Below are 22,186 nucleotides of genomic sequence, written 5' to 3'. Positions count from 1 at the left end.
GGAATATCCTTAGTCTCTCAGGCCCTGCGTGATACCAAGGGCCAAGGGAGGCGGCAAGACGGCGAATGCATTTCGCCCCGCCTGAAACGGGCCGTCCGAACGCCCTGCCCGCCCAAATGTGACCCAAAGGGCTGTCGGGCCGCCCCTTCGGGCGGCCAGGGGTTTAGTACAGGCTTAGTACAGGCCGCCCGAGGACAGCGTGCCAAACCCCGCCTTGGGGCCGACGATGGCCTTGTCACCGGTCGAGGTGGTGACCTCTTGGGCGACGGTCGAACCGTCCGGCTGAATCACGTCAAACGTGCCGGAAATCGCGAAACCACCGTCGAACATGATGCCAAAGATCGGCTCTTCGCCAGCGCGGAAACATTCCGAAACCACGTTCGGCCCGCTGGCATCGTTTGGCAGGCGCGCGCCCGAAAACCGGTCGATCTTGATGAACTGGCATTCCTCGGGAACCTTGAAAGAACCGCCGCCATATTTCTTGACCGCTTCCTTCATGAACTCGTTGAACACCGGCCCGCACATGCCCCCGCCAGAGGCCCCGCGGCCCAGAGGGCGCGGCGTGTCATAGCCAATATAGCACCCGGCCACGATGTTCGAGGTAAAGCCCACGAACCACACGTCCTTGGCATCGTTGGTGGTGCCGGTCTTGCCGGCCGTCGGCACGCTCAGTTTGACCGTGCCGCTGGCGGTGCCGCGATCGACCACGCCTCGCATCATCGAGGTCAGCTGATAGGCGGTGACGGCGTTCATCACCCGTTCGCGTTCATCAACGATCCTCGGCGCCTCGCCCTCGGGCAGATCGGGATTGTCGCAATCCACGCAGACCCGTTTGTTGCCATAGACCGCCTCGTGCGAATAAACGGTCGCGCCATAGCGATCCTGCACACGGTCAACCAGCGTGGGCTCTACACGCTCACCGCCATTTGCGAACATCGCATAGGCCGCAACCATCCGGAACAGCGTGGTTTCATCTGCCCCCAGAGAGTTCGCAAGCGCCAGCCCCATCCGATCATAGACACCGAATTTCTCGGCGTAGCTGGCGACGATATCCATGCCAACCTCTTGGGCAAGGCGGATCGTCATCAGGTTCCGCGACCGTTCGATCCCCGTGCGCAGCGGTGTCGGGCCGTAAAACTGGTTCGAGGCGTTCTTGGGCCGCCAGACGCCGCCGCCGGTGTCGATCTCGATCGGGGCGTCGACCACGATGGTTGCGGGCGTATACCCGCTGTCCAGCGCCGAGGCATAAACGAAGGGTTTAAAGCTGGAGCCCGGCTGACGCATCGCCTGCGTTGCCCGGTTGAACACCGAATGCTGGTAGGAAAACCCGCCCTGCATCGAAATCACACGCCCGGTATGGGCGTCCATGGCCATGAACCCGCCTTGCACCTCGGGCACCTGCCGCAACGACCAGCGCACGAAAGAACCGTCGCTGTCCTTGGTCACTTCGCGCACATGCACCACGTCGCCGGGCGCGAAATTGTCCCGCAGGCTGCCCTTGAACCAATCGGTGTCCGAACGCGGCACGCTGGTCCCACGTGCATCGTCCAGCGCCACGTCCTCGATCCCGAGGACCAGTTCGTTGTCCCGCACCTCGCGCACAACGGCCACATGCCACGTGTTTTCCAGCACGATGTCACGCGCAATTCGCAGGTCCGCCAGAGCGGCCCGCCATTCTGTCTCGTCACTCAGGGTTTCCGCCGGGAGCGTCTTGCCCGTGCCGCGCCATTCCCCCCGCGAGCGGTCATACCGTTCCAGCGCGGCGCGCAAGGCGGCGGCCGCCTTTTCCTGCATTTCCGGATCCAGCGTGGCGCGCACCGAATAGCCGCCCGAAAAGAACTGTTCCTCGCCAAAGTCGCGGCTTAGCTGACGGCGAATTTCATCGGTGAAGTAGTCGCGCGGCGGCAGCGACCGCTGGTACGGCTCGAAATCGCCATTTTGTACCGACCGCAGCGGCAAAGCGACCTCGGCCTCATACGTTGCCTGATCGATATAGCCGTTTTCCAGCATCTCTTTCAGCACAAAGTCCCGCCGTTCCTTCAGGCGCTCCTTGCGGCGAACCGGGTGGAAATCCGACGGGGCCTTGGGCAGCGAGGCCAGTGTCGCCGCCTCATGCGGGGCAAGTTCGCCCAGCGACTTGTTGAAATAGACCTGCGCGGCGGCGGTGACACCATAGGCGTTCTGACCCAGAAAGATCTCGTTCAGGTACAGCTCAAGGATCTTCTCCTTGGACAGGGCGCCTTCGACACGGGCGGCAAGGATGATTTCCTTGATCTTGCGTTCCACCCGGCGGTCGCCGGACAGCAGAAAGTTCTTCATCACCTGCTGCGTGATGGTCGACGCCCCGCGCACACTGTCACCGCGCGATTGCACCGCCTGCACGCCCGCGGCCACGATCCCGCGAACGTCATAGCCCTGATGGACATAAAAGTTCTTGTCTTCGGCAGAAATGAAAGCGTGTTTCACAAGGTCGGGAATTTCCCGCGCCGGGGTGAACAACCGCCGTTCCTGCGCGAATTCGTCGATGACACGGCCTTCGGCGGAATAGATCCGGCTGATCGTGGGCGGAGAGTATTGGGCAAGATGTTCATGGCTGGGCAGGTCCCGTCCATACATCCAGAAAACGGCCCCCACCGTCAGGGCCACCATCATGGTGCCCATGGTCACGACGGAAAAGATGCCCCCGAAGAAGGAAAAGATGAAACGCAGCACTGGCGGCTCCCGTTGCCCGATTGAACCCGTGCATATAACGCAAGACTGCACGGGTCAAAACACATCGCCGCAAGGGCGGCGCGGGGCGCGGGGCTTTGCCTATCGGCGGCGCAACCGCGACAGGGCCTCATCCTCCAGCGCCCAGGCGTTCAGACCGTCGCGGATGCCACGGGCCATGCCCGAACGCCAGACCGGATCCTGAAGGTTGCGCAGGTCCGCCTCGGTCGAAAGAAAACCCAGTTCCAGCAGGATCGACGGGATGTCCGCAGATTTCAGCACCGAAAACGCCGCCTGCCGCAACGGATCCTTGTGAACATGCCCCAGCGCGTCCTCTATCCCCACAACCACGTGCCGGGCCAGCGCCTGACTGCGCGGCGTGTTGTCCAGCCGCGCAAGATCCATCAGGATCTGCGCCACCCGATCATCGGTCCCTGTCAGATCCAGCCCGGCCAAAAGGTCGTCGCGGTCATGCCGTTCGGCCAGCGCCATCGACGCCGCGTCCGACGCCTCTTCGGCCAGCGTATAGACGGCGGCACCATGCGCCACGCCATCCTCCAGCGCGTCGGCATGGAGCGAAATGAACAGGTCCGCGCCCACGTCATGCGCGAATTTCACCCGCCCCTCGAGCGAGACAAAGTGGTCCTCCTGCCGGGTCAGCAGAACGCGGTAGTCCCCCGACCGCAACAGCAACTCGCGCAGTTCAAGCGCGAAGGTCAGCACAAGGTCGGCCTCGTTGACGCCATCCCGCTGCGCTCCGGGGTCGATGCCGCCGTGCCCCGGATCCAGCACGATGGTCAGCGGACGGTCCGGATCAGGATCGATGCGCCGTGCCTGCGGCCGCGTCTGCACCCAAGAGGGATCGGCAGGCGGCCCGGCACTGGCGGCAAAGCTGTCCGCGTCGCTTTCCGAGAGCCGCAGGACCAGTTCGGCCCCGCTTCCGTCCGGGGCAACGGTCATGCCTGCGCGGGTGATGCTCAGCGGTTCGGCCAGTTCGGCCACCAGCCGGGACCAGCCGGGACGGAAAAGTCCCATACGCAGGGTCTTGATCCGGGCGCTGTTGTTCAGTTTTCGCGGATCCGCGCCTTGCCAGTCGACCTCGGCGAAGTCCAGCACCAGCCGGTCCGGCTCTGTCAGGGTGAAAACCCGCCACGGCACGCCTTGCGACAATGACAGCACCAGTTCCGTCCCGCCAAAGCGTCGGTCCTCGATGCGCCCCTCGATCAAACGCGCCAGGCCCGCGTCCTGCGCCATGGTCCCACTGGCCCACAGGCACAGCCCTATCAGGAAGGTAAGAAATCTGCTCATCTGCCCCGGTTCCGGTTTTTGGGCCATCCTAGGGCCTGCGTCTTTGGCGTTTCAAGGCAGCTCCTGTCCGCGCGCTTGCATGAAGGTCTTCAGCCGCGCCAGGCCTTCCTCGATGTCCTCGGTCGACCGGGCATAGGAAAACCGCAGCGTCCCTGCCCCGCGCACCGGATCGAAATCCAGACCCGGCGTCACGGCCACGCCTGCCTTGTCGAGAATCTCGCGCGCAAAGGCACGGCTGTCCCCGGTCAGGTGGCTGACATCGGCATAGACATAAAACGCCCCATCGGGCGGCGCGATCCGGTCGAACCCCGCTTTGGGCAGCCCGTCCATCATCAGGGTCCGGTTGCGGGCATAGACGGCAAGATTGCCTTCCAGCTCATCGCGCGCGTCCAGAGCGGCCAATGCGGCCACCTGTGCCGCGTGCGGTGGACAGATGAACAGGTTCTGCGCCAGCCGCTCCACCTGTCGCACCATATCCTCGGGCACCACCAGCCAGCCGACACGCCAACCGGTCATCGAGAAATACTTGGAAAAGGAATTGATCACGATGACGTCGTCGCTGATCTCCAGCGCGGATACCGCCCGCTGGTCGTATTCGATGCCGTGGTAGATCTCGTCCGACAAGAAGGCCGCGCCACGAGACTGCGCGGCCTCGATCAATGCGGCAAGCGCCGGTTTGTCCAGCATCGTGCCGCTGGGATTCGCGGGACTGGCCACCAGCAACCCGTCGAAATCGACATCTTGCAGATCGGCGGGGACTGGTTGAAGGCGGTTTTCCGCCGAGGTCTGCACCTCGACCGGTACAAGGTCCAGCGCCCGTAGGATCTGCCGGTAGGAAGGATAGCCGGGCGCCCCAAGCGCCACCTTTTCCCCGGCATCGAACAGCGCTGTAAAGGCAAGAATGAACCCGCCCGAGGAACCGGGCGTCACCACCACCCGCGCCGGATCAAGCGTCAACCCATACCATTCCTGATAGAGTTTCGCGATCCGCGCCCGCAATTCCGGCAGTCCAAGCGCCACGGTATAGCCCAGCGGATCACGCTCCATGTCACGGGCCAGCGCCGCACGCGCGGCGGCCGGTGCGGGTGTGCTGGGCTGGCCCACTTCCATGTGGATGATGCGCCGACCTGCGGCTTCGGCCTGCCGCGCGGCCTCCATCACGTCCATCACGATAAAGGGATCGACCGCGCCCCGGGTTGAACTTCGCATGCCCGCCTCTCTACTGTGTCGCCAGTGAGGCTTACGAGGACAAGGAGCAGCCCGTCAATGATCCGCGACACGATCCTGCCCCGGCTGTTGACGGCGGTGCTGGCCTTTTCCCTGATGGCCACCACGCAGGCCCGGGCGGCGACAACGCTTTTGCGCGACGCAGACATGGAATATGCCCTGCGCCAGTTGGCCGCCCCCCTGCTCAGCGCCGCCGGGCTCAGCCCTCAACAGGTCAAGATCATCGTCATCGACGATGGCTCGCTTAACGCTTTCGTGACTGACACCAGCCATATCTTCCTGCACTCGGGCCTGATCATGCGACTGGACAGCGCCGAGGCCTTGCAGGCCGTGATCGCCCATGAGGCAGCCCATATCGCAAACGGTCATATTTCGCGCCGTCTGGGCAACATGCGGGCCGCGCGCACGGCTGCGGGCATTGGTATGGCTCTGGCCGCCGCCGCAGCAGCAGCCGGTGCCAACAGCAAGGCCGCCGCCGGTGTGGCCTTTGGCGCGCAAGGTTCGGCGCTGCGCCTGTTTCTTGCCCATACCCGCGCCGAAGAGGCCGCCGCGGACATTTCCTCTGTCCGGTACATGGTGCGCGCGGGCGTCGATCCGCGCGGCGCGCTGGAGGTCCAACAGCTTTTCCGGGGACAAGAGGCGCTGTCCGTCGGACGGCAGGACCCATACATGCGGTCCCACCCCCTGTCCCGGGAACGGCTGCGCGCGCTTGAGGCATTGGTGGTCGGGACAAAAAGCCCGGGCCGTAACCCGACGGCGCAATATTGGTTCAAACGCGCACAGGGCAAGCTGAGTGCCTTCAAACGCGCCCCGTCCTGGACCCTGCGCAGGCTCAAGGACAGCGGCAGTCAGGACATCGCCTACATGCGCGAGGCCGTGGCCTACCACCGGCAATCCAACCTGAAAAAGGCCGTCTCGGCCATCGACAAGGCCATCGCCCTGCGGCCCAACGATCCTTACCTGTTGGAACTCAAGGGCCAGATCCTGCTGGAATCGCGCCAGTTCGGAGCGGCGGTACAGGTCTATCGCGCCGCCGCCGGTCGTGCCCCGCGCGAACCCCTGATCCTTGGCGGTCTGGGCCGCGCGCTATTGGCAACCGGCAATCACCGAGAGGCGCTCAAGTCTCTTGAGGCTGCCCGCGGCCGCGATTTCACCGATGCCCGCGTCCTGCGCGATCTTGCCGTTGCCTATGCCAAACTGGGTCAGACCGGCATGGCCTCGGTTGTAACCGCGGAACGCTACGCCCTACAGGGGCGGTTGAAAGACGCCAAGCTACATGCCGAACGGGCCGTCGCGACCCTGCCGCGCGGCTCTGCCCCGTGGCAACGGGCACAGGATGTGCTAAGTGCGGCAAAACAGGCGAAATAATCAGACACCCATTTCCAGGAGTTTCCATGTTCACCTCCATCAAAGCCCTGCGTGGCACCGCTGCCGCCCTCTGCTTTCTCGCCGCGCCGATGGCCGTGGCACAGGATGCGCCCGACTTCGACTTTGGCGCCATGACACCGGAACAGCGCGCCGCCTTCGGTGTGCAGGTCCGCGCCTATCTGCTGGACAACCCGCAGGTCATAATGGAGGCGGTCGCCGTCCTCGAAGAACGGGAGAAAGCCGCGCAGGCCGCACAGGACGATGCGTTGGTTGCAAACAACATGGACCGCTTGCTGGACGACGGGTTTTCCTGGGTCGGCGGCAACCCCGAGGGCGATATCACCATCGTGGAATTTTCGGACTACCGCTGTGGCTACTGCCGCCGCGCCCATCCCGAAGTTCAGGAACTGATCGAAAGCGATGGCAATATCCGCTTCATCCTTAAGGAATTTCCGATCCTTGGCGAGGCTTCGATGACCTCGTCGCGATTTGCCATCGCGACCAAGATCGTCGCCGGCGACGAAGCCTACAAGGCGGTTCATGACGCACTGATCACGCTGGAAGGCAATCCCGGCAACGGCCCGCTGCGCCGCATCGCGGAAACGCTGGGTTTGGATGCCGATCTGATTATGGCCGAGATGGGCAGCGAGGAAGTGTCGCGTCGCATCGCTGAAACACGCGCACTGGCGGTGGCGATGAACATCAACGGCACGCCAAGCTTTGTCTTTGGAGACCAGATGGTCCGAGGTTACGCGCCGCTGCCGACCATGCAGCAGATCGTTGCGGAGATCCGCGCCGAGGCGGATTGATCCGCCCCGCGCTCTTAATGGCCTGTCTCTGTGCCGGAGCCGTTTCGGCACAAGAGGCAACGCTGAGTGAACGGTTGCGGGCGCTGAATGCGCCCGCGCCCGTTGATCCCTATGCCGACGAGCGGCAAAGCGATCTTGCCCTGATTGCCCGCCACGCGCCCGATTTGTTCGGGGCCGAAGGCGCGGTGATCGCCATGTTCATCGGTCCCGATTGTCCGACCTGCGCAAATGCAGGCCAAGACCTTCGCGCCATGGCCAAGGAACGGGGGCTGGACATCCGCATCCATGACAGCGCCGATCCCAAGGTCGCTGACCTGATGGCGGCGCTCGGGCTGGACGTGCTGCCATCCTATGTGATGAAGGACAGGTTGATCCGCGGTGACATGCCAGCTTTCGTGCTGGCACGTTACCTTTCGGAATAACCGCCTATTCGGCAGCTTCGGGTTTCTCGGCCTCGATCACGGCGGCACGCTTTTCGACTTCTTCGACAATGTGGTCGATCATCTTGTCATTGGACATCTTGTGGCTGGCCTTGCCCGCCAGATAGACCATGCCCGATCCAGCGCCCCCCCCGGTAAAGCCAACGTCGGTCATCAGCGCTTCGCCCGGGCCGTTCACCACACAGCCAATGATCGACAGGCTCATCGGTGTCTTGATGTGCTCCAACCGCTTTTCAAGGGTTTCGACCGTTTTGATGACGTCAAAGCCCTGCCGCGCGCAAGACGGACAAGAGATGATGTTCACGCCCCGGTGGCGCAAACCAAGCGATTTCAGAATCTCGAAACCGACCTTGACCTCTTCAACAGGATCCGCCGACAGCGACACGCGGATCGTGTCGCCGATGCCCATCCACAACAGGTTGCCAAGACCGATGGCCGATTTGATCGTGCCAGACATCAGGCCGCCTGCCTCGGTGATGCCAAGGTGGATCGGCGCGTCCGTCTGTTCGGCCAATTGCTGATAAGCGGCAGCCGCCATAAAGACATCCGAGGCTTTACAGCTGATCTTGAACTCGTGGAAATCGTTGTCTTGCAGCAGCTTGATGTGGTCCAGCCCGCTTTCGACCATGGCCTCGGGGGTGGGTTCGCCGTATTTTTCCAACAGGTGCTTTTCAAGGCTGCCTGCGTTCACGCCGATGCGGATCGAACAGTTGTGATCCCGCGCGGCCTGAATCACTTCGCGGACCCGCTCCGGGCTGCCGATATTGCCCGGGTTGATCCGGAGGCAGGCGGCCCCGGCCTCGGCCGCTTCGATGCCGCGGAGATAGTGAAAATGGATATCGGCCACGATGGGCACGGGGCTTTCGCGGACAATCTCTTTCAGCGCCTTGGCCGAGTCTTCATCCGGGACCGACACGCGGACAATATCGGCCCCCGCCTCGGCGGCGGCCTGAACCTGCGCGATTGTGCCGGGAATATCGGTTGTGACCGTATTGGTCATGGTCTGGACGCTGATCGGAGCGTCCCCGCCGACCGGGACATTGCCAACCATGATCTGGCGGGAGCTCCGGCGATAGATATTGCGCCACGGGCGGACGTGATTGAGGCTCATGCGCTCGGTCCTGTGTTGGGTCGATTTGGGGCGAACCTAGACCTTCGCAGGGCGACAGACCAGAGCATGCGTCCCGGCGCCGCGCCTTGCCGTCACTGACCTTGCAGGTTCAGTTCCGCGACAACCTTGGCAAGGGTCTGGTTGCGGCTCAGATCTGCCACGGCCATTTCGCGCTGGATCTCGTTCGCCGACAGCGCCAGATCCCGTCCGAACTGCCCGCTGGCCCCATAAGGACCATAGGTTTGACCGTTCACCGCGAAAAAGACGCCACCGGCGTTGCCCGAAAAGATCGTCGGGGCCTGATCGGTCTGGGGCACCTGATAGGTGTCGCCCGGTTTCAGCAACCGCGCCAACAGCTTCTTGCCCGAAGGTGACGTGATTTCGACCCATGTTTCGGCCACGGCGACCACGGTGATCCCGGGGGCCGGTTCCGCCGTCACGCGCGGTACTTGCGGTACGATCGGTTGTGGGTCCGGCTCGACAGCAGCCACCGGAGCAGGCGCTGCCGGGGCAACCGGGGTCGGCTGCGGTGTCGGGGTCGGGGCAACAGGGGTGGCGGCGATGGCCGCGGCAAGCGCGATGCTTTCCGGGCGCGCCACCGGCGGTGTGTCGGGCACTTTGCGCGCCAGATCCGTCAGGATCGGAGATTGCGCGGTGCGGTCCACGGTTTCTGCAAGCGCCACTTGCGGCGCGGACAGGTTCAGATCCACCAGAACCGACGCCAGGTCGCGATCCTTGGCTGTATCCGCAAGATTATATCGGTCCACAAGGTCAGCAGCGGCCAGCGACACATTGCTGGTCACGCGACCGGGTGCGCCGGCCGGACCAAATGTCTGGCCGTCGACGTTGAAATAAACGGCCCCGGATTCGCCCACCCGGATGCGGGCGTTCGAAGCGTCGCGGGGCACGGAAAAGGTTTCGCCAGCATTCAACACGCGGGATACCAGCACGCCGCGCCCTTCGGCACGGATTTCGACCCAAGCAGGGCGCACGGCAACCACGGTCACCCCTTTGGCACCGGCGAGGCTGAGGCCCGGCGCGGCACCGGTGGCGGATTCGGGGATCACCCCCTCGGCAACCAGCCGTTCGGCCAAAGCCGCAGCCGCCAAAGAGCTGTCCTGAATCGCGGGCAAGCCCGACCGCCCGGCCCCGGCAAAGACGCCCACACGTTCGGGATCGAGCGTCGAGATCGGCGCATCGCGCGCAACCAGAACCGGCACGTCCAAAGCCTGCGGGCGATAGAGCCGGTCAAAGGCTTCGGTGGTCGGCGGCGTAAAGACACCGGCCTGTGTGACCTCTTCACCCTCGGGGCGCGCACTGGGCGCGATGGCGGATTGCAGCGGGTCCAGTTCGCTTAACACGATGGGCGTCTGGTCGACCGGTGTCACCTGAACGCGCTGGACCTCTTGCAACACGCGATATCCGCCGTAGCCAATGCCACCGATCAGCGCCAGCAGAACAAGGGACGAGCCAACCGCGCCCGGTTCGATCCGCGACAACATGCTGTCGCGCGCCGGGGCAAAGGGCATGCGGGGCTCGGCAATCGTATCCCGGTTGCGGGCCTTCAGCGCATCGACCTTGGGTTTGCGAACCACCGAGGCCTCTTGCGACATGCCATGCGCAACAGAGAAACCGCTTTCGGCGCAGAAATGTGCAAAGGCTTCGTCTGGGTCCATCCCGAGGTAACGGGCATAGGACCGAACGTAGCCGGCAATGAACCCCGGTGTGTCAAAGGCAGAGGGATCGCAGTTCTCGATCGCCGCGATGTAACTTGCCTTGATGCGCAGCTCGCGCTGCACATCCAGCAGAGACTTACCCATGGTTGCCCGTTCACCGCGCATGACATCACCCAGCTTCAGGGTGAAATCGTCAAAGCTTTGCTGCGGCGCTTCTGCGCCGTTCTCTTCACGGTGTTGGGATTTGCGCCCGATCATAGCGAGACTGCCCCATCCTACCCATCATTCTGTGCCTGCCCTGTCCGACCAGCACGATTCGTGGGGTCGGTTATTACGTTCAGGCTAACACATCTCAAGTAGTTTGACAGGTATCGGCGGGGTTTAGCCTGCCAATTCAGCGCGATTCAGCGCACAATGGCTCCACAATTCGTCCATCGCGCCCACGAGGCGGTCCATTTCATCGGGACCATGCACCGGCGATGGCGTGAACCGCAGCCGCTCTGTCCCACGCGGGACTGTCGGGAAGTTGATCGGCTGCACGTAAATGCCATAGCCGTCCAGCAACATGTCCGACAGTTGCTTGGTGTGGACCGGATCTCCTACGATCACGGGAACGATGTGGCTGCCGTGATCGATGATCGGCAAGCCCATGCCTTTAAGCCGCGTTTTCAGGATCTTGGCTTGTGTCTGATGCTTTTCGCGCAGCTTCTGCCCTTCGGAGGTCTTGAGAAAGGCGACAGATGCGGTTGCGCCCGCGGCCAATGCCGGGGCCAGCGAGGTCGAAAAGATGAAACCCGGCGCATAAGACCGCACAGCATCACACATTTTTGCAGAAGCGGCGATATAGCCGCCCATCACGCCATAGGCCTTGGCCAGCGTACCGTTGATGATGTCCAGACGGTGCATCAGGCGGTCGCGTTCGCAGATGCCTGCGCCGCGCGGGCCATACATGCCCACCGCGTGCACTTCGTCGATATAGGTCAAAGCGCCAAATTCATCGGCAAGATCGCAGATTTCCTCGATCGGGCCGAAATCGCCGTCCATCGAGTAGATCGATTCGAAGGCGATCAGCTTGGGCGCGGCGGGGTCGTCCGCCTCCAGCTTGGCGCGCAGATCGGCCAGATCGTTGTGCTTGAAGATCCGCTTGGCGCCACCGTTGCGGCGGACACCTTCGATCATCGAGGCGTGATTCAACTCGTCGGAATAGATGATGAGACCCGGAAAGAGTTTCGGCAAAGTCGAAAGGGTCGCGTCATTCGCGATATAGGCCGAGGTAAACAGCAGCGCCGCTTCTTTGCCGTGCAGATCGGCCAGCTCGGCCTCAAGACGCTTATGATAGACCGTGGTGCCCGAAATGTTCCGCGTGCCGCCCGAGCCCGCCCCGGTGGCGTCGATCGCCTCGTGCATGGCGCTCAGGACAACCGGATGCTGCCCCATGCCAAGGTAGTCATTGCCGCACCAGACGGTGATCGGCACCTCGGCGCCATCCGGCTTGCACCAGGTGGCATGGGGGAACTGGCCCTTCTTGCGTTCGATATCGATGAAGGTGCGGTAACGGCCTTCTTCGTGCAGACGGTTCAGGGCGTCATCCAGTTTCGCGGTGTAGTCCACCGGGCTCCTCCTTCTACTAGCGACCCTTGCCAAGGGGCCGGTGCTGCGGGCCACAGCTTATTCAATTTCATGAATAACTATCGCCCACGAGGTCATGTGTCTACCGTTTAGGTCCGGACTTACGGTCGCATCCTTGATCTGAATCAACGCCGTGACCAAGGAAAAGCCGAAACCCGATACGTAATGACGCATATCGGAAACATGATTGCTTGGCCTCGGGGCCGACCCGGACTAGGTTCGACCTGTCCTTGCAGACCGGAGCGTGCATGACAAGCCGAAGCGACATCGAGGCCATGATTGCGCGCATCGCCCTGCGTGACCGCGACGCATTCTCGGCGCTTTACGACGCCACCAGCGGCAAGCTGCTGGCGATATGCCTGTCGGTCCTCAAGGATCGGGAAGAGGCCGAGGATACCTTGCAAGAGGTTTTCTTGCGCGTGTGGAACAAGGCAGATCGCTATGCCGTAACCGGCCACAGCCCGATGACATGGCTGATCACGGTGGCGCGCAACATCGCCATCGACCGGTTGCGCGCCCGACAAAGGGCGCAGGCCGGCTCGGACGGGCCGGAAACCGACGCCCTGCCCGATTCCCGCCCCGGACCCGAGGCATCGACCATCGCCGCATCCGAAAGCCGCCGCATCGTGGCCTGCCTGAGTGAGCTGCCCAATGACCGCGCCAATGCCGTCCGGGGGGCCTATCTGGAAGGGGCCAGCTACGCCGATCTGGCGGTGAAATTCGAAGTTCCGCTGAACACGATGCGGACATGGCTGCGCCGCAGCCTGCAAAGCCTGAGGGAGTGCATGTCCCGATGAGCGCCGATCTGCCCGAAATGCCCGAAGACGACGATGACCTGCTGGCGGCGGAATACGTGCTGCGCCTGCTGTCCGCCGACCTCGAAGGTGTCGCCGCCCGGCGCGCCTCGGAGGATGCCGGTTTCGCGGCCCGTGTCCGCGACTGGGAGGCCCGGCTGGCCGTGCTGGCCGAGGATCTCGACGATGTTCCGGCCTCGCCCCGCGTGCGTCGCGCCCTGCTGCAAGAAATTTCCGGCGCGCCCGAATCGCGCGGGCGTCGTTGGTGGCTGGGAGCCGGGCTGGGGCTTGCCGCGCTGGCGGTGCTGGCCGTGGTGGTGCCCCTGCCCCCGATCCTGCGCGGGCCGCAGTTTGGCGCCCAGATCGCTTCTGCCGACGGAGCGCTACGATTCGACGCCAGCATCACCGGCACCGAACTGGTTCTGGCCCGTCTTGATGGCGGTCCCCGTCCCGGGCGCGCGCTGGAGTTGTGGCTGATTGCCGAGGACGATCCGGCGCCGGTGTCGCTTGGCGTTCTACCCGATGCCGACCGGGCCGAGATCGCCCTGTCGCCCGACCTTGCCGCGCGGCTGGACGGTGGGACACTGGCGGTTTCGGACGAACCCCCCGGAGGCTCGCCCACCGGTGCCCCCACCGGAGAGGTTCTCGCCGCGGCTCTGCTGGTTGCCCTCTGATCCGGCTGGACAGTGGAAAGCTGTCTGTTAGCCTCGCCGAAAAATTCAGGAGCCCTCATGTCTCTCGACGCAACGCTTTCCCGTATCGATTCCGACCTGCCCGCCGCCCTCGACCGGCTGCTGGACCTGCTGCGCATCCCCTCGATCTCGACCGATCCGGCCTATGCCGACAAATGCCAGCAAGCCGCCGACTGGCTGGTGGCCGACCTGCAAAGCCTTGGGATCGCCGCCGAAGCCCGCCCGACCCCCGGTCACCCAATGGTTGTCGGCCACGTGGAGGGTGACGGCCCGCATGTGCTGTTCTACGGGCACTACGACGTGCAACCCGTTGATCCGCTTAACCTTTGGGATCGTGACCCTTTTGATCCCGCAATCGAAGAGACCGCCAAGGGCAAGGTAATCCGCGGACGCGGCTCGTCCGACGACAAGGGCCAGCTCATGACCTTTGTCGAGGCCTGCCGCGCATGGAAGGCAGAACATGGCACCATGCCCTGCCGCATCACCTTTTTCTTCGAAGGCGAGGAAGAAAGCGGCTCGCCCTCGCTGATCCCCTTCCTTGAGGCCAACAAGGACGAATTGAAGGCTGACATTGCCCTGATCTGTGACACCGGCCTGTTCGAAAGCCGCGTGCCCGCGATCATGACCCAGTTGCGCGGCCTGCTGGGCGAAGAGATCACCCTGACCGGACCGAACAAGGACCTGCATTCTGGCATGTACGGCGGCGTGGCGATGAACCCGGTCCGCGTTCTGTCCAAGATCCTTGCCAACCTGCACGACGACCAGGGCCGCGTCCAGGTCCCGCATTTCTACGATGGCGTCCCGGACCTGCCCGCCGAAATCAAGGACCAATGGGACGCGCTGGCATTTGACCACGGCACTTTCCTTGGCGACGTCGGCCTGTCCAAACCCGCCGGGGAACAGGACCGCAGTGCGCTGGAAATGATCTGGTCGCGCCCCACGGCGGAAATCAACGGCATCATCGGCGGCTACACTGGCGACGGGTTCAAGACGGTCCTGCCGTCCAAAGCCTCGGCCAAGGTCAGCTTCCGCCTTGTCGGCCAGCAGGACCCTCACGCCCTGCGCGAACATTTCCGCGCATGGGTACGGGAACAACTGCCCGAGGATGTCACTGTCGAATTCCACGGCCACGGTGCCTCGCCCGCCGGACAGATGTCGACCACGCACCCTGCGTTTGAATCCGCCCGTGCGGCGCTTGGCAATGAATGGGGACACGAGGCAGCCTTTACCGGCTGCGGCGGTTCGATCCCCGTGGCGGGCTATTTCAAGTCCATCCTCGGCATGGACACGATGCTGGTTGGCTGGGCAAAGGACGACGACCAGATCCATTCGCCGAATGAAAAATACGACGTCGAGAGCTTTCACAAAGGCATCCGCAGCTGGGCGCGGATCCTCGACGCAATTCGCTAAACCATGACCCGGACCGGCGGCATACCCTTTGGGCGTGCCGCCATCCTGGGTTGTTCCGATAAAATTCAGCGTGTTTTGACCGGGAAAACCCGTTTCCCGCCACATTTCATCGCCATTCCCGCCAAATTGCCGCGTTAACGATTTGGGCATGACCATGCCTTATCGCCCCACCGTCTTTCGCAAACAGGACCACAGCGACTTTAGCAAGCGCGTGCGCCGCATCGATCCGGCCGGCGCATCACAAAGGTCCATGGTCAGGCGCAGCGCGCAACCCAAGGTCTTTACCTCTTGCCTGTTGGGGTTTGGTGCCGCCTATACCGCCTCGGCCATCGCTACCAATCGCGACCGTATCGAGCTTGCCCTGCGGCAAGAGGGGCTTAGCCCCGAGTTCCAGAACCTGATCCTGTCAGGACTGGCGGCGGCGCTGGCGGCCACCTTGGTTATGCTGACCTTTCAGGTGGTCCGCGCGGCGCTGACAGCCGGAGTAGGACGGCGGAACGGACGCGCCTATTTTCTTGGGGCCACATTGGCTTTTGCGATGTTCTACACACCCGACGCGGTTGTGAACCTTGGCTTTGACCTTTTGGATGGCCGGTCGCAGAATTTCCTCGCCAGCGCGGGCGCCCTGTTCGAAGACAGCATTCCCGGCCTGAACATCGACCAGATCAGCTTTACCTCGTCACGCGGCTATTGACCGTCAAATAATGCCTGTAAACCGCTCGGGCAGCAGATACTGCGCATTGTAGTCCGGTCGCTTGAAGGCAAAGAACCCGGTATCGCCTCGGGGGCCCCAACTGCGGGCCATGCGCTTGCGGACCCAGGACAGATCAAACCCCTCTTGCAAGGGCAACTCCGCAAAACCTTCGAACACGGCGCGATCCTCGCCCCGCGCCTCGGCAAACCAATGTCGACCGATTGCCGTGTCGCCGACCTTGGTGCCCACTTCTTCAGTCACGCGGTTTCGGGCATTCATCGTTTCGACGTAGTTTCCGAAATCACAGAACTTTAGATGGAACAGATACAGTTCCTCCGGGGCAATCAGTTGATCGTACTGGGTAAAATGCCCCCCGCGCGCGATCTTGACCCCATGGCTCAGGATGCAGGGTTTGGAGTAATGCGGTGCCAGCCGGACATGCCTGCGCGGCCCGATGATCGGCCCTGTGATCTCCTCCGGTTCAACGTCGATGCGATGAATGACCTCAAGGCCCAAGGGCGTCAGCACCCGCTTCGGCTTTACCTGGCGGAGGTAATCCAAAAGGCTGCCACCGTGGGACGGATCCACCACGACCAGTTCATCCACGTCGCCAACGATCACATGGGTGAAATAACAACGTAACCCCTGAACGAAATTGTTCAGCATCCGCCAACGCTTCATGTCGAAATTTGGGTGAGGATCGCCCGGTATACCTATGATATTACAGCCTTCTGCGATCCGAGCCACATCATCTCCGCGACCGTGGTTCACGATATAGCAATTCTCGCGGCCCAAGGTCTCGCCGTAATGGCGCACCCAGGCCTTCAGGAAAAACGCGTCGCCGCGCACCATGGTCAGCGCCGCTGCCACCGATTGCATCTGCTCTGGCCTCTTCGCCGTTGTTTTGCCGGTCAAGGTACAGCATTGCGGCGCTTATGAGAATCGCATTCTGGCCACAGGCCCGCTAGTCTGTGCCCACGGGCAGGAAAGGGCAGCCATGATCGAAGACAGGTTTGCGGAAACCGGCTGGCAGATGGTGCGAGGCCCTGCCCGGCCTGTCAGCTTTCAGGTTTTCGGTGAAAGGTCCTCGGGCACAAATTTCGTCAAGCGCCTGATCGGCCGGAACACGGGTCTGACCCCGACAGAGGATCTTGGCTGGAAGCACGGGTTCCCGCATATGACCGCGATCCCGCCGCAGGTTCTGGTGGTCTGTTGCGTTCGCGATGCTCGAGCCTGGGCGCTGTCCATGCATTCAAAGCCCTGGCATTGTCCGCCGCAGATGCAGGTGCTGCCCTTTCCAAGGTTCATTCGGGCGGAATGGGCCACCATTGCGGATCGCAAAAGATATTTCCCGCAGGTTCAGGCCATCGGCGGGGTCGGGCAACCGTTGCAGCATGACCGCCATCCGATCACCGGACAGGTGTTCCCCAACCTCTTTGCCCTGCGACGGGCCAAGTTGTCGGGGCTGCTGTCCTTCCTGAACCGAGGTTGCGCTGTCGTCCTGTGCCGGATGGAGACGGTTCAGCACGACCCTCAGGGGTTTCTGTCGGCACTGCTGACGGCCTATGACCTGCCAACGCCAGAGAAACCCTACCGCCCCATTGTCAAAAGGCTGGGGTCCAAGTTTCTGCCCTCGGTGGATGAACGTCCCCAAACCCCCGACAGTTTTCCCGCCGAGGATCTTTCGTTTTTGCGCGGTGCCCTTGACCTTGAAACCGAAGAGCGGCTCGGCTTTCGGTACGACTGAAGGTCGACCTGTAAGCGATTGTAAGCAGGAGAGTTTCAACAACTCACCCCGCAGGCAATCAACCGGCGTGCAAATTGGCCAGCCGTTCGACGTTTTCGCGTACATGGTCCAGAGGCGGACAGCTTTTCCGGCTTTCCAAAGATACATGCAGCAGGAACTGATCGCATGTGGCCATAAGCTCGCCGTCCTCGGCGCGTTTCATCTCATGCCACAAACGCAGTTTCTTCCCCTCGCCCAACAGAACCTTGGTTTCGACAATAATGTCTTCGCCTGCAAGGGTTTCCGCAAGATACTTAACGTTGGTTTCCGCGGTAAAATAGCTGTTGCCAGCCTCGATATACGCGCGGTCCGCGCCGACATGGGCCATCAGTTCCTCGGATGCGTCCGAGAAGACCTGCCCGTAGCGGCCTTCGTTCATGTGGCCATTGGCGTCGGTCCAATCCACCGGCACGATCCGTCGCACCGTGACCATCGGAACAGCCTCGTCCAACGGGCCACGCAGGCTGTCATCGTGATCCCGTATCAGCTTACCCGCCGCGGCGTCCTGCATTTTCAGAGCGCGAAGAATGGCCACCAAGTTATTGTCACGCAAACGTTCCAGTTCCCGGATCGACATGTGTCCCGATTGTGCATCGGATTGATCCGCGATCAGGTCAACCAGCTCATCGGTGAACTCTGGAACGTCCATAAGTTTGGTCCAGGGCCACTCCAGCGCAGGGCCGAATTGCGCCATAAAGTGCCGCATTCCGGCTTCGCCCCCCGCCACACGGTAGGTTTCGAAAAGCCCCATCTGCGCCCAACGCAGCCCAAAACCATAGCGGATCGCATTGTCGATCTCTTCGGTGGTGGCAATGCCGTCCTTGACCAACCACAGTGCCTCACGCCAGACCGCCTCAAGAAAGCGGTCGGCGATATGCGCGTCGATCTCGGCACGCACATGCAGCGGGTACATGCCAATCGCGCTCAGCGTCTTGCGCGCGGACTCGACGGTCTCTTGCGCGGCCCCCGGCCCCGGCACCAGTTCGACCAGCGGCAAGAGGTAGACCGGGTTGAATGGATGCGCGACGACGATCTGACCGGGCCGGGCCGAGCCCTCTTGCAGTTGCGTCGGGGTAAAGCCACTGGTCGACGAGGCAAGCGCCGCCAGCGGATCGCAAGCCGCCTGGATCTGGGCATAGACCTTGTGTTTCAGATCCAACCGCTCTGGCACGCTTTCCTGAATATAGCTTGCCCCCTCGACCGCCTCGGCCAAGGTTTTGCAAAAGACAATGGGGCCACGGGCGGGCATCGGAGCTTCGTAGAGCATGGGCAGGGCGCGGGCCGCACCGGCCATGACCTCACCGATCTTGCGCTCTGCCTCGGGGTCGGGATCAAAAACCCGGACCTCCCAGCCCATCAACGCAAAGCGCGCCGCCCAGCCGCCGCCAATGACACCGCCGCCGATGATCGCTGCCCGATTTGCCACCTGTCTCTCCCTTTTTGAACGGTGATCCCGCGCCTAGATTGCAGCCCTTGCCGGGTAGCGTCCGGCAGAACACGGCAAGAACCGTGCAGTTTCCGTCACGGGACCAGCGTTTCAGTATGCCCGTCGATGGCCATGATCTGACCCGAGATCTTTCGCGCCTGCGGCGACGCCAGCCAAAGCACCGTGTCGGCCACCTCTTCGCCTGTCACCCAACTGCGCATGGACACGCCTTTGACATAAGCCGCGCGCACGTCATCCTCGGTCTTGCCCGAGGCGGCGGCTTCCATCGCGACAACACGGTCCATCCGGTCGCCTTCCACGGCGCCCGGGCAGATGGCGTTGACCCGGATGCCGTCCGGGCCCAGTTCCATGGCAAGCGTTTTGGTCAGCCCGACGATGGCCCATTTCGCCGCCGCATAAGGGGCGCGCAAGGGGTAGCCAAACAGCCCTGCGGTCGAACTGGTCAGGACGATCAGGCCGCTTTTCTGGGCCCGCATGACCCGCGCCGCCCAGCGGCATGTCAGGAAAGCCCCGGTCACATTCACATCGACACAGGCGCGCCAGGCATCCAGATCCAGTGTTTCAATCCGTCCGGCAGGCCCGCCAGTGCCCGCATTGGCGCAAACCACGTCCGCGCCGCCAAACCGCTGTTCGACCTGATCGAGGAAGGCGGAGATTTCCGCTTCATTCGTGACATCGACCACTTCTGCGATGGCCTCAGGATGCGCATGACGGAACCGCCCGACCGCCTCCGCATCCACATCGCAAATGGCAACCCGATCGCCCCGCGCAAGAAAGCCCTGCGCCATGGCAAGCCCCAGGCCCGCGGCTCCGGCCGTGATGACAACGCGTTTCATAGGCCCTCCAGCCGTGTCAGATCATAGCCGTACCATTCAAGAATCTCGCGTGCGGCACGCAGACGCTCGCCCGGCTGTCCGGTTCGATCCATGATCCAGACCCGCCGACCGTCCGGATCGCCAAGCGCCGCCGTCCGGTTGTCGGCGTCGATCCAGTAGATCCACAGCGGCGCGCCATCCAGTGACAGCCGCCCTTGGCCGTCGTCGCGCACGGTCCGAACCTGCCCCGCCAGTGACACCTGATTTGAAGACACGTTCACCGACGACCCCGGCGCCACACCGGCCCCCTGCACGACACGCCAGTCCCCCGTCAGCCGAGTCAGGGTTGCATCCACTTGCGAGGCCACCGGCGCGGTCGGATTGCGCAACGGCACATCGCGCGGAACCGGCGCCGCCGCGCATCCCGCCAGCATCAAAAGCAGGCAGAGACGCTTCACCCCAACCGCCCGGCCACAACCATGGCCATATGCGCCCCAAAGCGTCGATGCGCGTCCGGCTCCCAATGCACGCCATCCGTGGGCGAAACCTCGACATGCGCGGCCGCATCTACATACCCCCAGCCATGCCGCTTTGCCGCCGCCTCGATGAACCCGTTAAGCCCTTGCTGGCGCGTTTCGGCCCCGGCGAAAACCTCTTGCAGTGCGCCGATCTCGCGGACAGGGGCCGGGGACACCAGAACGATATCTTGCACCACGTTTTCGGCCTGTGCCATCAGGCCCAGACGTTCGACCGACCGGGCAATTTCCCACGCGCTGACCGAAAACCGGGTCTTCAGGTCATTGGTGCCCAGCATAAGGACCATCACGTCGATGGGTTTGTGGCTGTGCAGAATGGCGGGCAGCACGGTCGCCCCGTTGCGCATACCGCCTTCGACCATGTCATCATGCACCGTGGTGCGACCCGGCAACCCTTCGTCGATCACGCGGATGCCCGCCCCCAGACCTGCCGCCATCGCATCGGGCCAACGGTCCCCCGGGCCATGCCGCAGATCCACACCCGGCGCGGGCAATGGCGCGGTGCCATGGGTGTTGCTGTCGCCATAGCACAGGATCGTTTTCATGCCGCTCTCCCTTGGTTTCGCCCATCCAGACGAAGCAGCCACTGGGCGTCAATCCCTCAAATGCATGGTGGAGACTTGTTTTTTCCGCCTTCATCGCGCATAGAGCGCGCTGCTGAGGGACATTCGCACCCTAAGGCCCGCTGCCACATGAGAGGCCACCATGCGAGACGACAAATCCCAAGAGGCGCCTTTGCGCCCTGCCCGCCATGCGCGGCTCTTCTCGCTATTTCAGCAAGAGAGCCCGCCAGACGATGACCTGCGTCCCGCTAAAGAGCAGACGCTGACCAAGGAACAGGCCATCGGCCTGCAACGCCGGGCCATCGCCTCGCTCAGCCGCGGAACCCCGTTGCGACAACGAATTTTTCGGAAGAGTCGGAGCGGCTGGCCGGCGGTTTGAAATTGGCCACCTTCTCAAAACGGCGTTTCAATTCGGCCTGAAGGCTGCCTTCGGCCCCGCCCTGCAAGACTTTGGCGACAAAGGTGCCGCCCTCTTCCAGCACGTCAAACGCCAGATGTGCCGCCGCTTCGCACAGGGCGATGATCCGCAGGTGATCTGTCTGTTTGTGCCCGGACGAGGCCGCGGCCATATCGGACATGACCACATGGGCCTTGCCGCCCAACCACGCCTTTACCTTGTCGTCGGCTCCGTCTTCCATGAAATCAAGCTGGTGAATTTCGGCCCCGGCAATCGGTTCGACCTCTTGCAGATCGACCCCCAGAACAAAACCCTGCGCCTTGCCCGGCCTGTCGCCAAGCGCGTTGACGCGCGGCACAGCCACCTGACACCAGCCACCCGGAGCACAGCCCAGATCGACCACCCGCGCCCCGGGCACGAGAAAACGGTATTTTTCGTCGATCTCAAGGATCTTGAAGGCCGCGCGTCCACGAAACCCCTCATCCTTGGCGCGCTTGACGTAGGGATCGTTCAACTGCCGTTGCAGCCAGCGGGTCGAGGACAGCTTGCGCCCGCGCGCTGTCTTGACCTTGACCTTCAGGTCGCGTTGCCCGCGCCCCGAGGTGTTCTTGCTGCTCGAACCTTTGCCGGTAGGTGTCTTAGCCATATCCATACGCTTCCTGTGACGGAACCAAAGCCATACGCCAAAGCACCGCCGCCCGGCAACCACCCGCTGCCGATTGTTACTCGCCTGACGTCACAGCCGTGTTAGCGTCAGGCATTGCGAACAGGTGGA

The 22,186-nt window shown here is 62.9% G+C and carries 20 protein-coding genes; 8 read left to right on the top strand and 12 right to left on the bottom strand.

From position 1 onward, the window contains the following. Nucleotides 1-174: 174 nt before the first annotated feature. From KJP30_RS03005 to KJP30_RS02995, 3 genes are all read right to left on the bottom strand, one after another. On the bottom strand, nucleotides 175-2,712 hold the full coding sequence (locus tag KJP30_RS03005; protein ID WP_218447522.1) for a penicillin-binding protein 1A: 2,538 nt from the start codon (nucleotides 2,710-2,712) through the stop codon (nucleotides 175-177). A 99-nt stretch (nucleotides 2,713-2,811) separates the two neighbouring features. Next, nucleotides 2,812-4,017, bottom strand: coding sequence for an N-acetylmuramoyl-L-alanine amidase (locus tag KJP30_RS03000; protein WP_218447521.1), 1,206 nt, complete (start codon nucleotides 4,015-4,017; stop codon nucleotides 2,812-2,814). Nucleotides 4,018-4,068: 51 nt separating this feature from the next. Beyond that, nucleotides 4,069-5,226 (bottom strand): pyridoxal phosphate-dependent aminotransferase, encoded by a 1,158-nt coding sequence (locus KJP30_RS02995; RefSeq protein ID WP_218447520.1) that lies wholly within the window; start codon nucleotides 5,224-5,226, stop codon nucleotides 4,069-4,071. A gap of 57 nt (nucleotides 5,227-5,283) precedes the next feature. On the opposite strand from KJP30_RS02995, the gene KJP30_RS02990 reads away from it, so the two are divergent. The 3 genes from KJP30_RS02990 to KJP30_RS02980 are packed head-to-tail and all read left to right on the top strand — an operon-like array spanning nucleotide 5,284 to nucleotide 7,843. Beyond that, nucleotides 5,284-6,612 carry a M48 family metalloprotease gene (locus KJP30_RS02990; RefSeq protein WP_218447519.1) on the top strand — a complete coding sequence of 443 codons (1,329 nt, stop codon included), beginning with the start codon at nucleotides 5,284-5,286 and terminating at the stop codon, nucleotides 6,610-6,612. A 26-nt stretch (nucleotides 6,613-6,638) separates the two neighbouring features. After that, complete coding sequence (locus tag KJP30_RS02985) at nucleotides 6,639-7,421, top strand: DsbA family protein (RefSeq protein ID WP_218447518.1); 783 nt, start codon at nucleotides 6,639-6,641, stop codon at nucleotides 7,419-7,421. Between the two features lie 17 nt (nucleotides 7,422-7,438). Beyond that, complete coding sequence (locus KJP30_RS02980; RefSeq protein ID WP_218447517.1) at nucleotides 7,439-7,843, top strand: hypothetical protein; 405 nt, start codon at nucleotides 7,439-7,441, stop codon at nucleotides 7,841-7,843. Nucleotides 7,844-7,847: 4 nt separating this feature from the next. Here the strand turns inward: KJP30_RS02980 and ispG are convergent, their stop codons facing one another. The 3 genes from ispG to hemA form a co-directional block, all read right to left on the bottom strand. After that, on the bottom strand, nucleotides 7,848-8,972 hold the full coding sequence (gene ispG / locus KJP30_RS02975; protein WP_218447516.1) for a flavodoxin-dependent (E)-4-hydroxy-3-methylbut-2-enyl-diphosphate synthase: 1,125 nt from the start codon (nucleotides 8,970-8,972) through the stop codon (nucleotides 7,848-7,850). A gap of 92 nt (nucleotides 8,973-9,064) precedes the next feature. Continuing rightward, nucleotides 9,065-10,906, bottom strand: a complete 1,842-nt coding sequence (locus KJP30_RS02970; protein ID WP_218447515.1) for a helix-turn-helix domain-containing protein — start codon at nucleotides 10,904-10,906, stop codon at nucleotides 9,065-9,067. A gap of 123 nt (nucleotides 10,907-11,029) precedes the next feature. Beyond that, on the bottom strand, nucleotides 11,030-12,259 hold the full coding sequence (gene hemA, locus KJP30_RS02965) for a 5-aminolevulinate synthase (RefSeq protein ID WP_218447514.1): 1,230 nt from the start codon (nucleotides 12,257-12,259) through the stop codon (nucleotides 11,030-11,032). Nucleotides 12,260-12,525: 266 nt separating this feature from the next. Between hemA and KJP30_RS02960 the strand changes: the two genes are divergently transcribed. The 4 genes from KJP30_RS02960 (at nucleotide 12,526) to KJP30_RS02945 (ending at nucleotide 15,867) form a co-directional block, all read left to right on the top strand. Continuing rightward, nucleotides 12,526-13,074, top strand: a complete 549-nt coding sequence (locus KJP30_RS02960; RefSeq protein ID WP_218447513.1) for a sigma-70 family RNA polymerase sigma factor — start codon at nucleotides 12,526-12,528, stop codon at nucleotides 13,072-13,074. After that, the gene (locus tag KJP30_RS02955) at nucleotides 13,071-13,745 is read left to right on the top strand and encodes an anti-sigma factor (protein ID WP_218447512.1); all 675 of its coding nucleotides are present in this window, start codon (nucleotides 13,071-13,073) and stop codon (nucleotides 13,743-13,745) included. The genes KJP30_RS02960 and KJP30_RS02955 overlap by 4 nt, the downstream gene beginning before the upstream one ends. Before the next feature lie 57 nt (nucleotides 13,746-13,802). Then, nucleotides 13,803-15,173 carry a M20/M25/M40 family metallo-hydrolase gene (locus KJP30_RS02950; protein ID WP_218447511.1) on the top strand — a complete coding sequence of 457 codons (1,371 nt, stop codon included), beginning with the start codon at nucleotides 13,803-13,805 and terminating at the stop codon, nucleotides 15,171-15,173. Between the two features lie 154 nt (nucleotides 15,174-15,327). Then, nucleotides 15,328-15,867, top strand: a complete 540-nt coding sequence (locus tag KJP30_RS02945; RefSeq protein ID WP_218447510.1) for a hypothetical protein — start codon at nucleotides 15,328-15,330, stop codon at nucleotides 15,865-15,867. Between the two features lie 3 nt (nucleotides 15,868-15,870). Here KJP30_RS02945 and KJP30_RS02940 read toward each other — a convergent pair whose 3' ends face one another. Then, nucleotides 15,871-16,746: a glycosyltransferase family 2 protein gene (locus KJP30_RS02940; RefSeq protein WP_218447509.1), complete on the bottom strand. Its 876-nt coding sequence runs from the start codon at nucleotides 16,744-16,746 to the stop codon at nucleotides 15,871-15,873. Between the two features lie 118 nt (nucleotides 16,747-16,864). Between KJP30_RS02940 and KJP30_RS02935 the strand changes: the two genes are divergently transcribed. Then, complete coding sequence (locus KJP30_RS02935) at nucleotides 16,865-17,614, top strand: hypothetical protein (protein WP_218447508.1); 750 nt, start codon at nucleotides 16,865-16,867, stop codon at nucleotides 17,612-17,614. A gap of 58 nt (nucleotides 17,615-17,672) precedes the next feature. Here the strand turns inward: KJP30_RS02935 and KJP30_RS02930 are convergent, their stop codons facing one another. From KJP30_RS02930 to KJP30_RS02910, 5 genes are all read right to left on the bottom strand, one after another. After that, complete coding sequence (locus KJP30_RS02930; protein ID WP_218447507.1) at nucleotides 17,673-19,079, bottom strand: carnitine 3-dehydrogenase; 1,407 nt, start codon at nucleotides 19,077-19,079, stop codon at nucleotides 17,673-17,675. Between the two features lie 95 nt (nucleotides 19,080-19,174). Continuing rightward, the gene (locus KJP30_RS02925; protein WP_218447506.1) at nucleotides 19,175-19,936 is read right to left on the bottom strand and encodes an SDR family oxidoreductase; all 762 of its coding nucleotides are present in this window, start codon (nucleotides 19,934-19,936) and stop codon (nucleotides 19,175-19,177) included. Next, a complete protein-coding gene (locus KJP30_RS02920) occupies nucleotides 19,933-20,373 on the bottom strand; it encodes a lipocalin family protein (RefSeq protein ID WP_218447505.1) in 441 nt (146 codons plus the stop codon). Before KJP30_RS02920 ends, KJP30_RS02925 begins: the two co-directional genes overlap by 4 nt. Then, nucleotides 20,370-20,996 (bottom strand): GDSL-type esterase/lipase family protein, encoded by a 627-nt coding sequence (locus KJP30_RS02915; RefSeq protein ID WP_218447504.1) that lies wholly within the window; start codon nucleotides 20,994-20,996, stop codon nucleotides 20,370-20,372. Before KJP30_RS02915 ends, KJP30_RS02920 begins: the two co-directional genes overlap by 4 nt. Before the next feature lie 329 nt (nucleotides 20,997-21,325). Beyond that, on the bottom strand, nucleotides 21,326-22,057 hold the full coding sequence (locus KJP30_RS02910; protein WP_218447503.1) for an RlmE family RNA methyltransferase: 732 nt from the start codon (nucleotides 22,055-22,057) through the stop codon (nucleotides 21,326-21,328). Nucleotides 22,058-22,186: the final 129 nt, after the last annotated feature.

It is taken from the genome of Antarctobacter sediminis, assembly GCF_019218285.1.
In the GTDB taxonomy this organism is placed as follows: domain Bacteria; phylum Pseudomonadota; class Alphaproteobacteria; order Rhodobacterales; family Rhodobacteraceae; genus Antarctobacter; species Antarctobacter sediminis.
The sequence above is the reverse complement of the archived record's forward strand: the minus strand, read 5'-3'. Positions and strand labels throughout refer to the sequence as shown.

Coding starts and splice junctions, on each gene's coding strand:
- KJP30_RS02915 (WP_218447504.1), bottom strand. CDS start 20,996: ATGAAAACGATCCTGTGCTATGGCGACAGCAACACCCATGGCACCGCG.
- KJP30_RS02910 (WP_218447503.1), bottom strand. CDS start 22,057: ATGGCTAAGACACCTACCGGCAAAGGTTCGAGCAGCAAGAACACCTCG.
- KJP30_RS02935 (WP_218447508.1), top strand. CDS start 16,865: ATGATCGAAGACAGGTTTGCGGAAACCGGCTGGCAGATGGTGCGAGGC.
- KJP30_RS02940 (WP_218447509.1), bottom strand. CDS start 16,746: ATGCAATCGGTGGCAGCGGCGCTGACCATGGTGCGCGGCGACGCGTTT.
- KJP30_RS02995 (WP_218447520.1), bottom strand. CDS start 5,226: ATGCGAAGTTCAACCCGGGGCGCGGTCGATCCCTTTATCGTGATGGAC.
- KJP30_RS02980 (WP_218447517.1), top strand. CDS start 7,439: ATGGCCTGTCTCTGTGCCGGAGCCGTTTCGGCACAAGAGGCAACGCTG.
- ispG (WP_218447516.1), bottom strand. CDS start 8,972: ATGAGCCTCAATCACGTCCGCCCGTGGCGCAATATCTATCGCCGGAGC.
- KJP30_RS02960 (WP_218447513.1), top strand. CDS start 12,526: ATGACAAGCCGAAGCGACATCGAGGCCATGATTGCGCGCATCGCCCTG.
- KJP30_RS02985 (WP_218447518.1), top strand. CDS start 6,639: ATGTTCACCTCCATCAAAGCCCTGCGTGGCACCGCTGCCGCCCTCTGC.
- KJP30_RS02945 (WP_218447510.1), top strand. CDS start 15,328: ATGCCTTATCGCCCCACCGTCTTTCGCAAACAGGACCACAGCGACTTT.
- KJP30_RS02955 (WP_218447512.1), top strand. CDS start 13,071: ATGAGCGCCGATCTGCCCGAAATGCCCGAAGACGACGATGACCTGCTG.
- KJP30_RS02925 (WP_218447506.1), bottom strand. CDS start 19,936: ATGAAACGCGTTGTCATCACGGCCGGAGCCGCGGGCCTGGGGCTTGCC.
- KJP30_RS02950 (WP_218447511.1), top strand. CDS start 13,803: ATGTCTCTCGACGCAACGCTTTCCCGTATCGATTCCGACCTGCCCGCC.
- KJP30_RS02990 (WP_218447519.1), top strand. CDS start 5,284: ATGATCCGCGACACGATCCTGCCCCGGCTGTTGACGGCGGTGCTGGCC.
- KJP30_RS02970 (WP_218447515.1), bottom strand. CDS start 10,906: ATGATCGGGCGCAAATCCCAACACCGTGAAGAGAACGGCGCAGAAGCG.
- KJP30_RS03000 (WP_218447521.1), bottom strand. CDS start 4,017: ATGAGCAGATTTCTTACCTTCCTGATAGGGCTGTGCCTGTGGGCCAGT.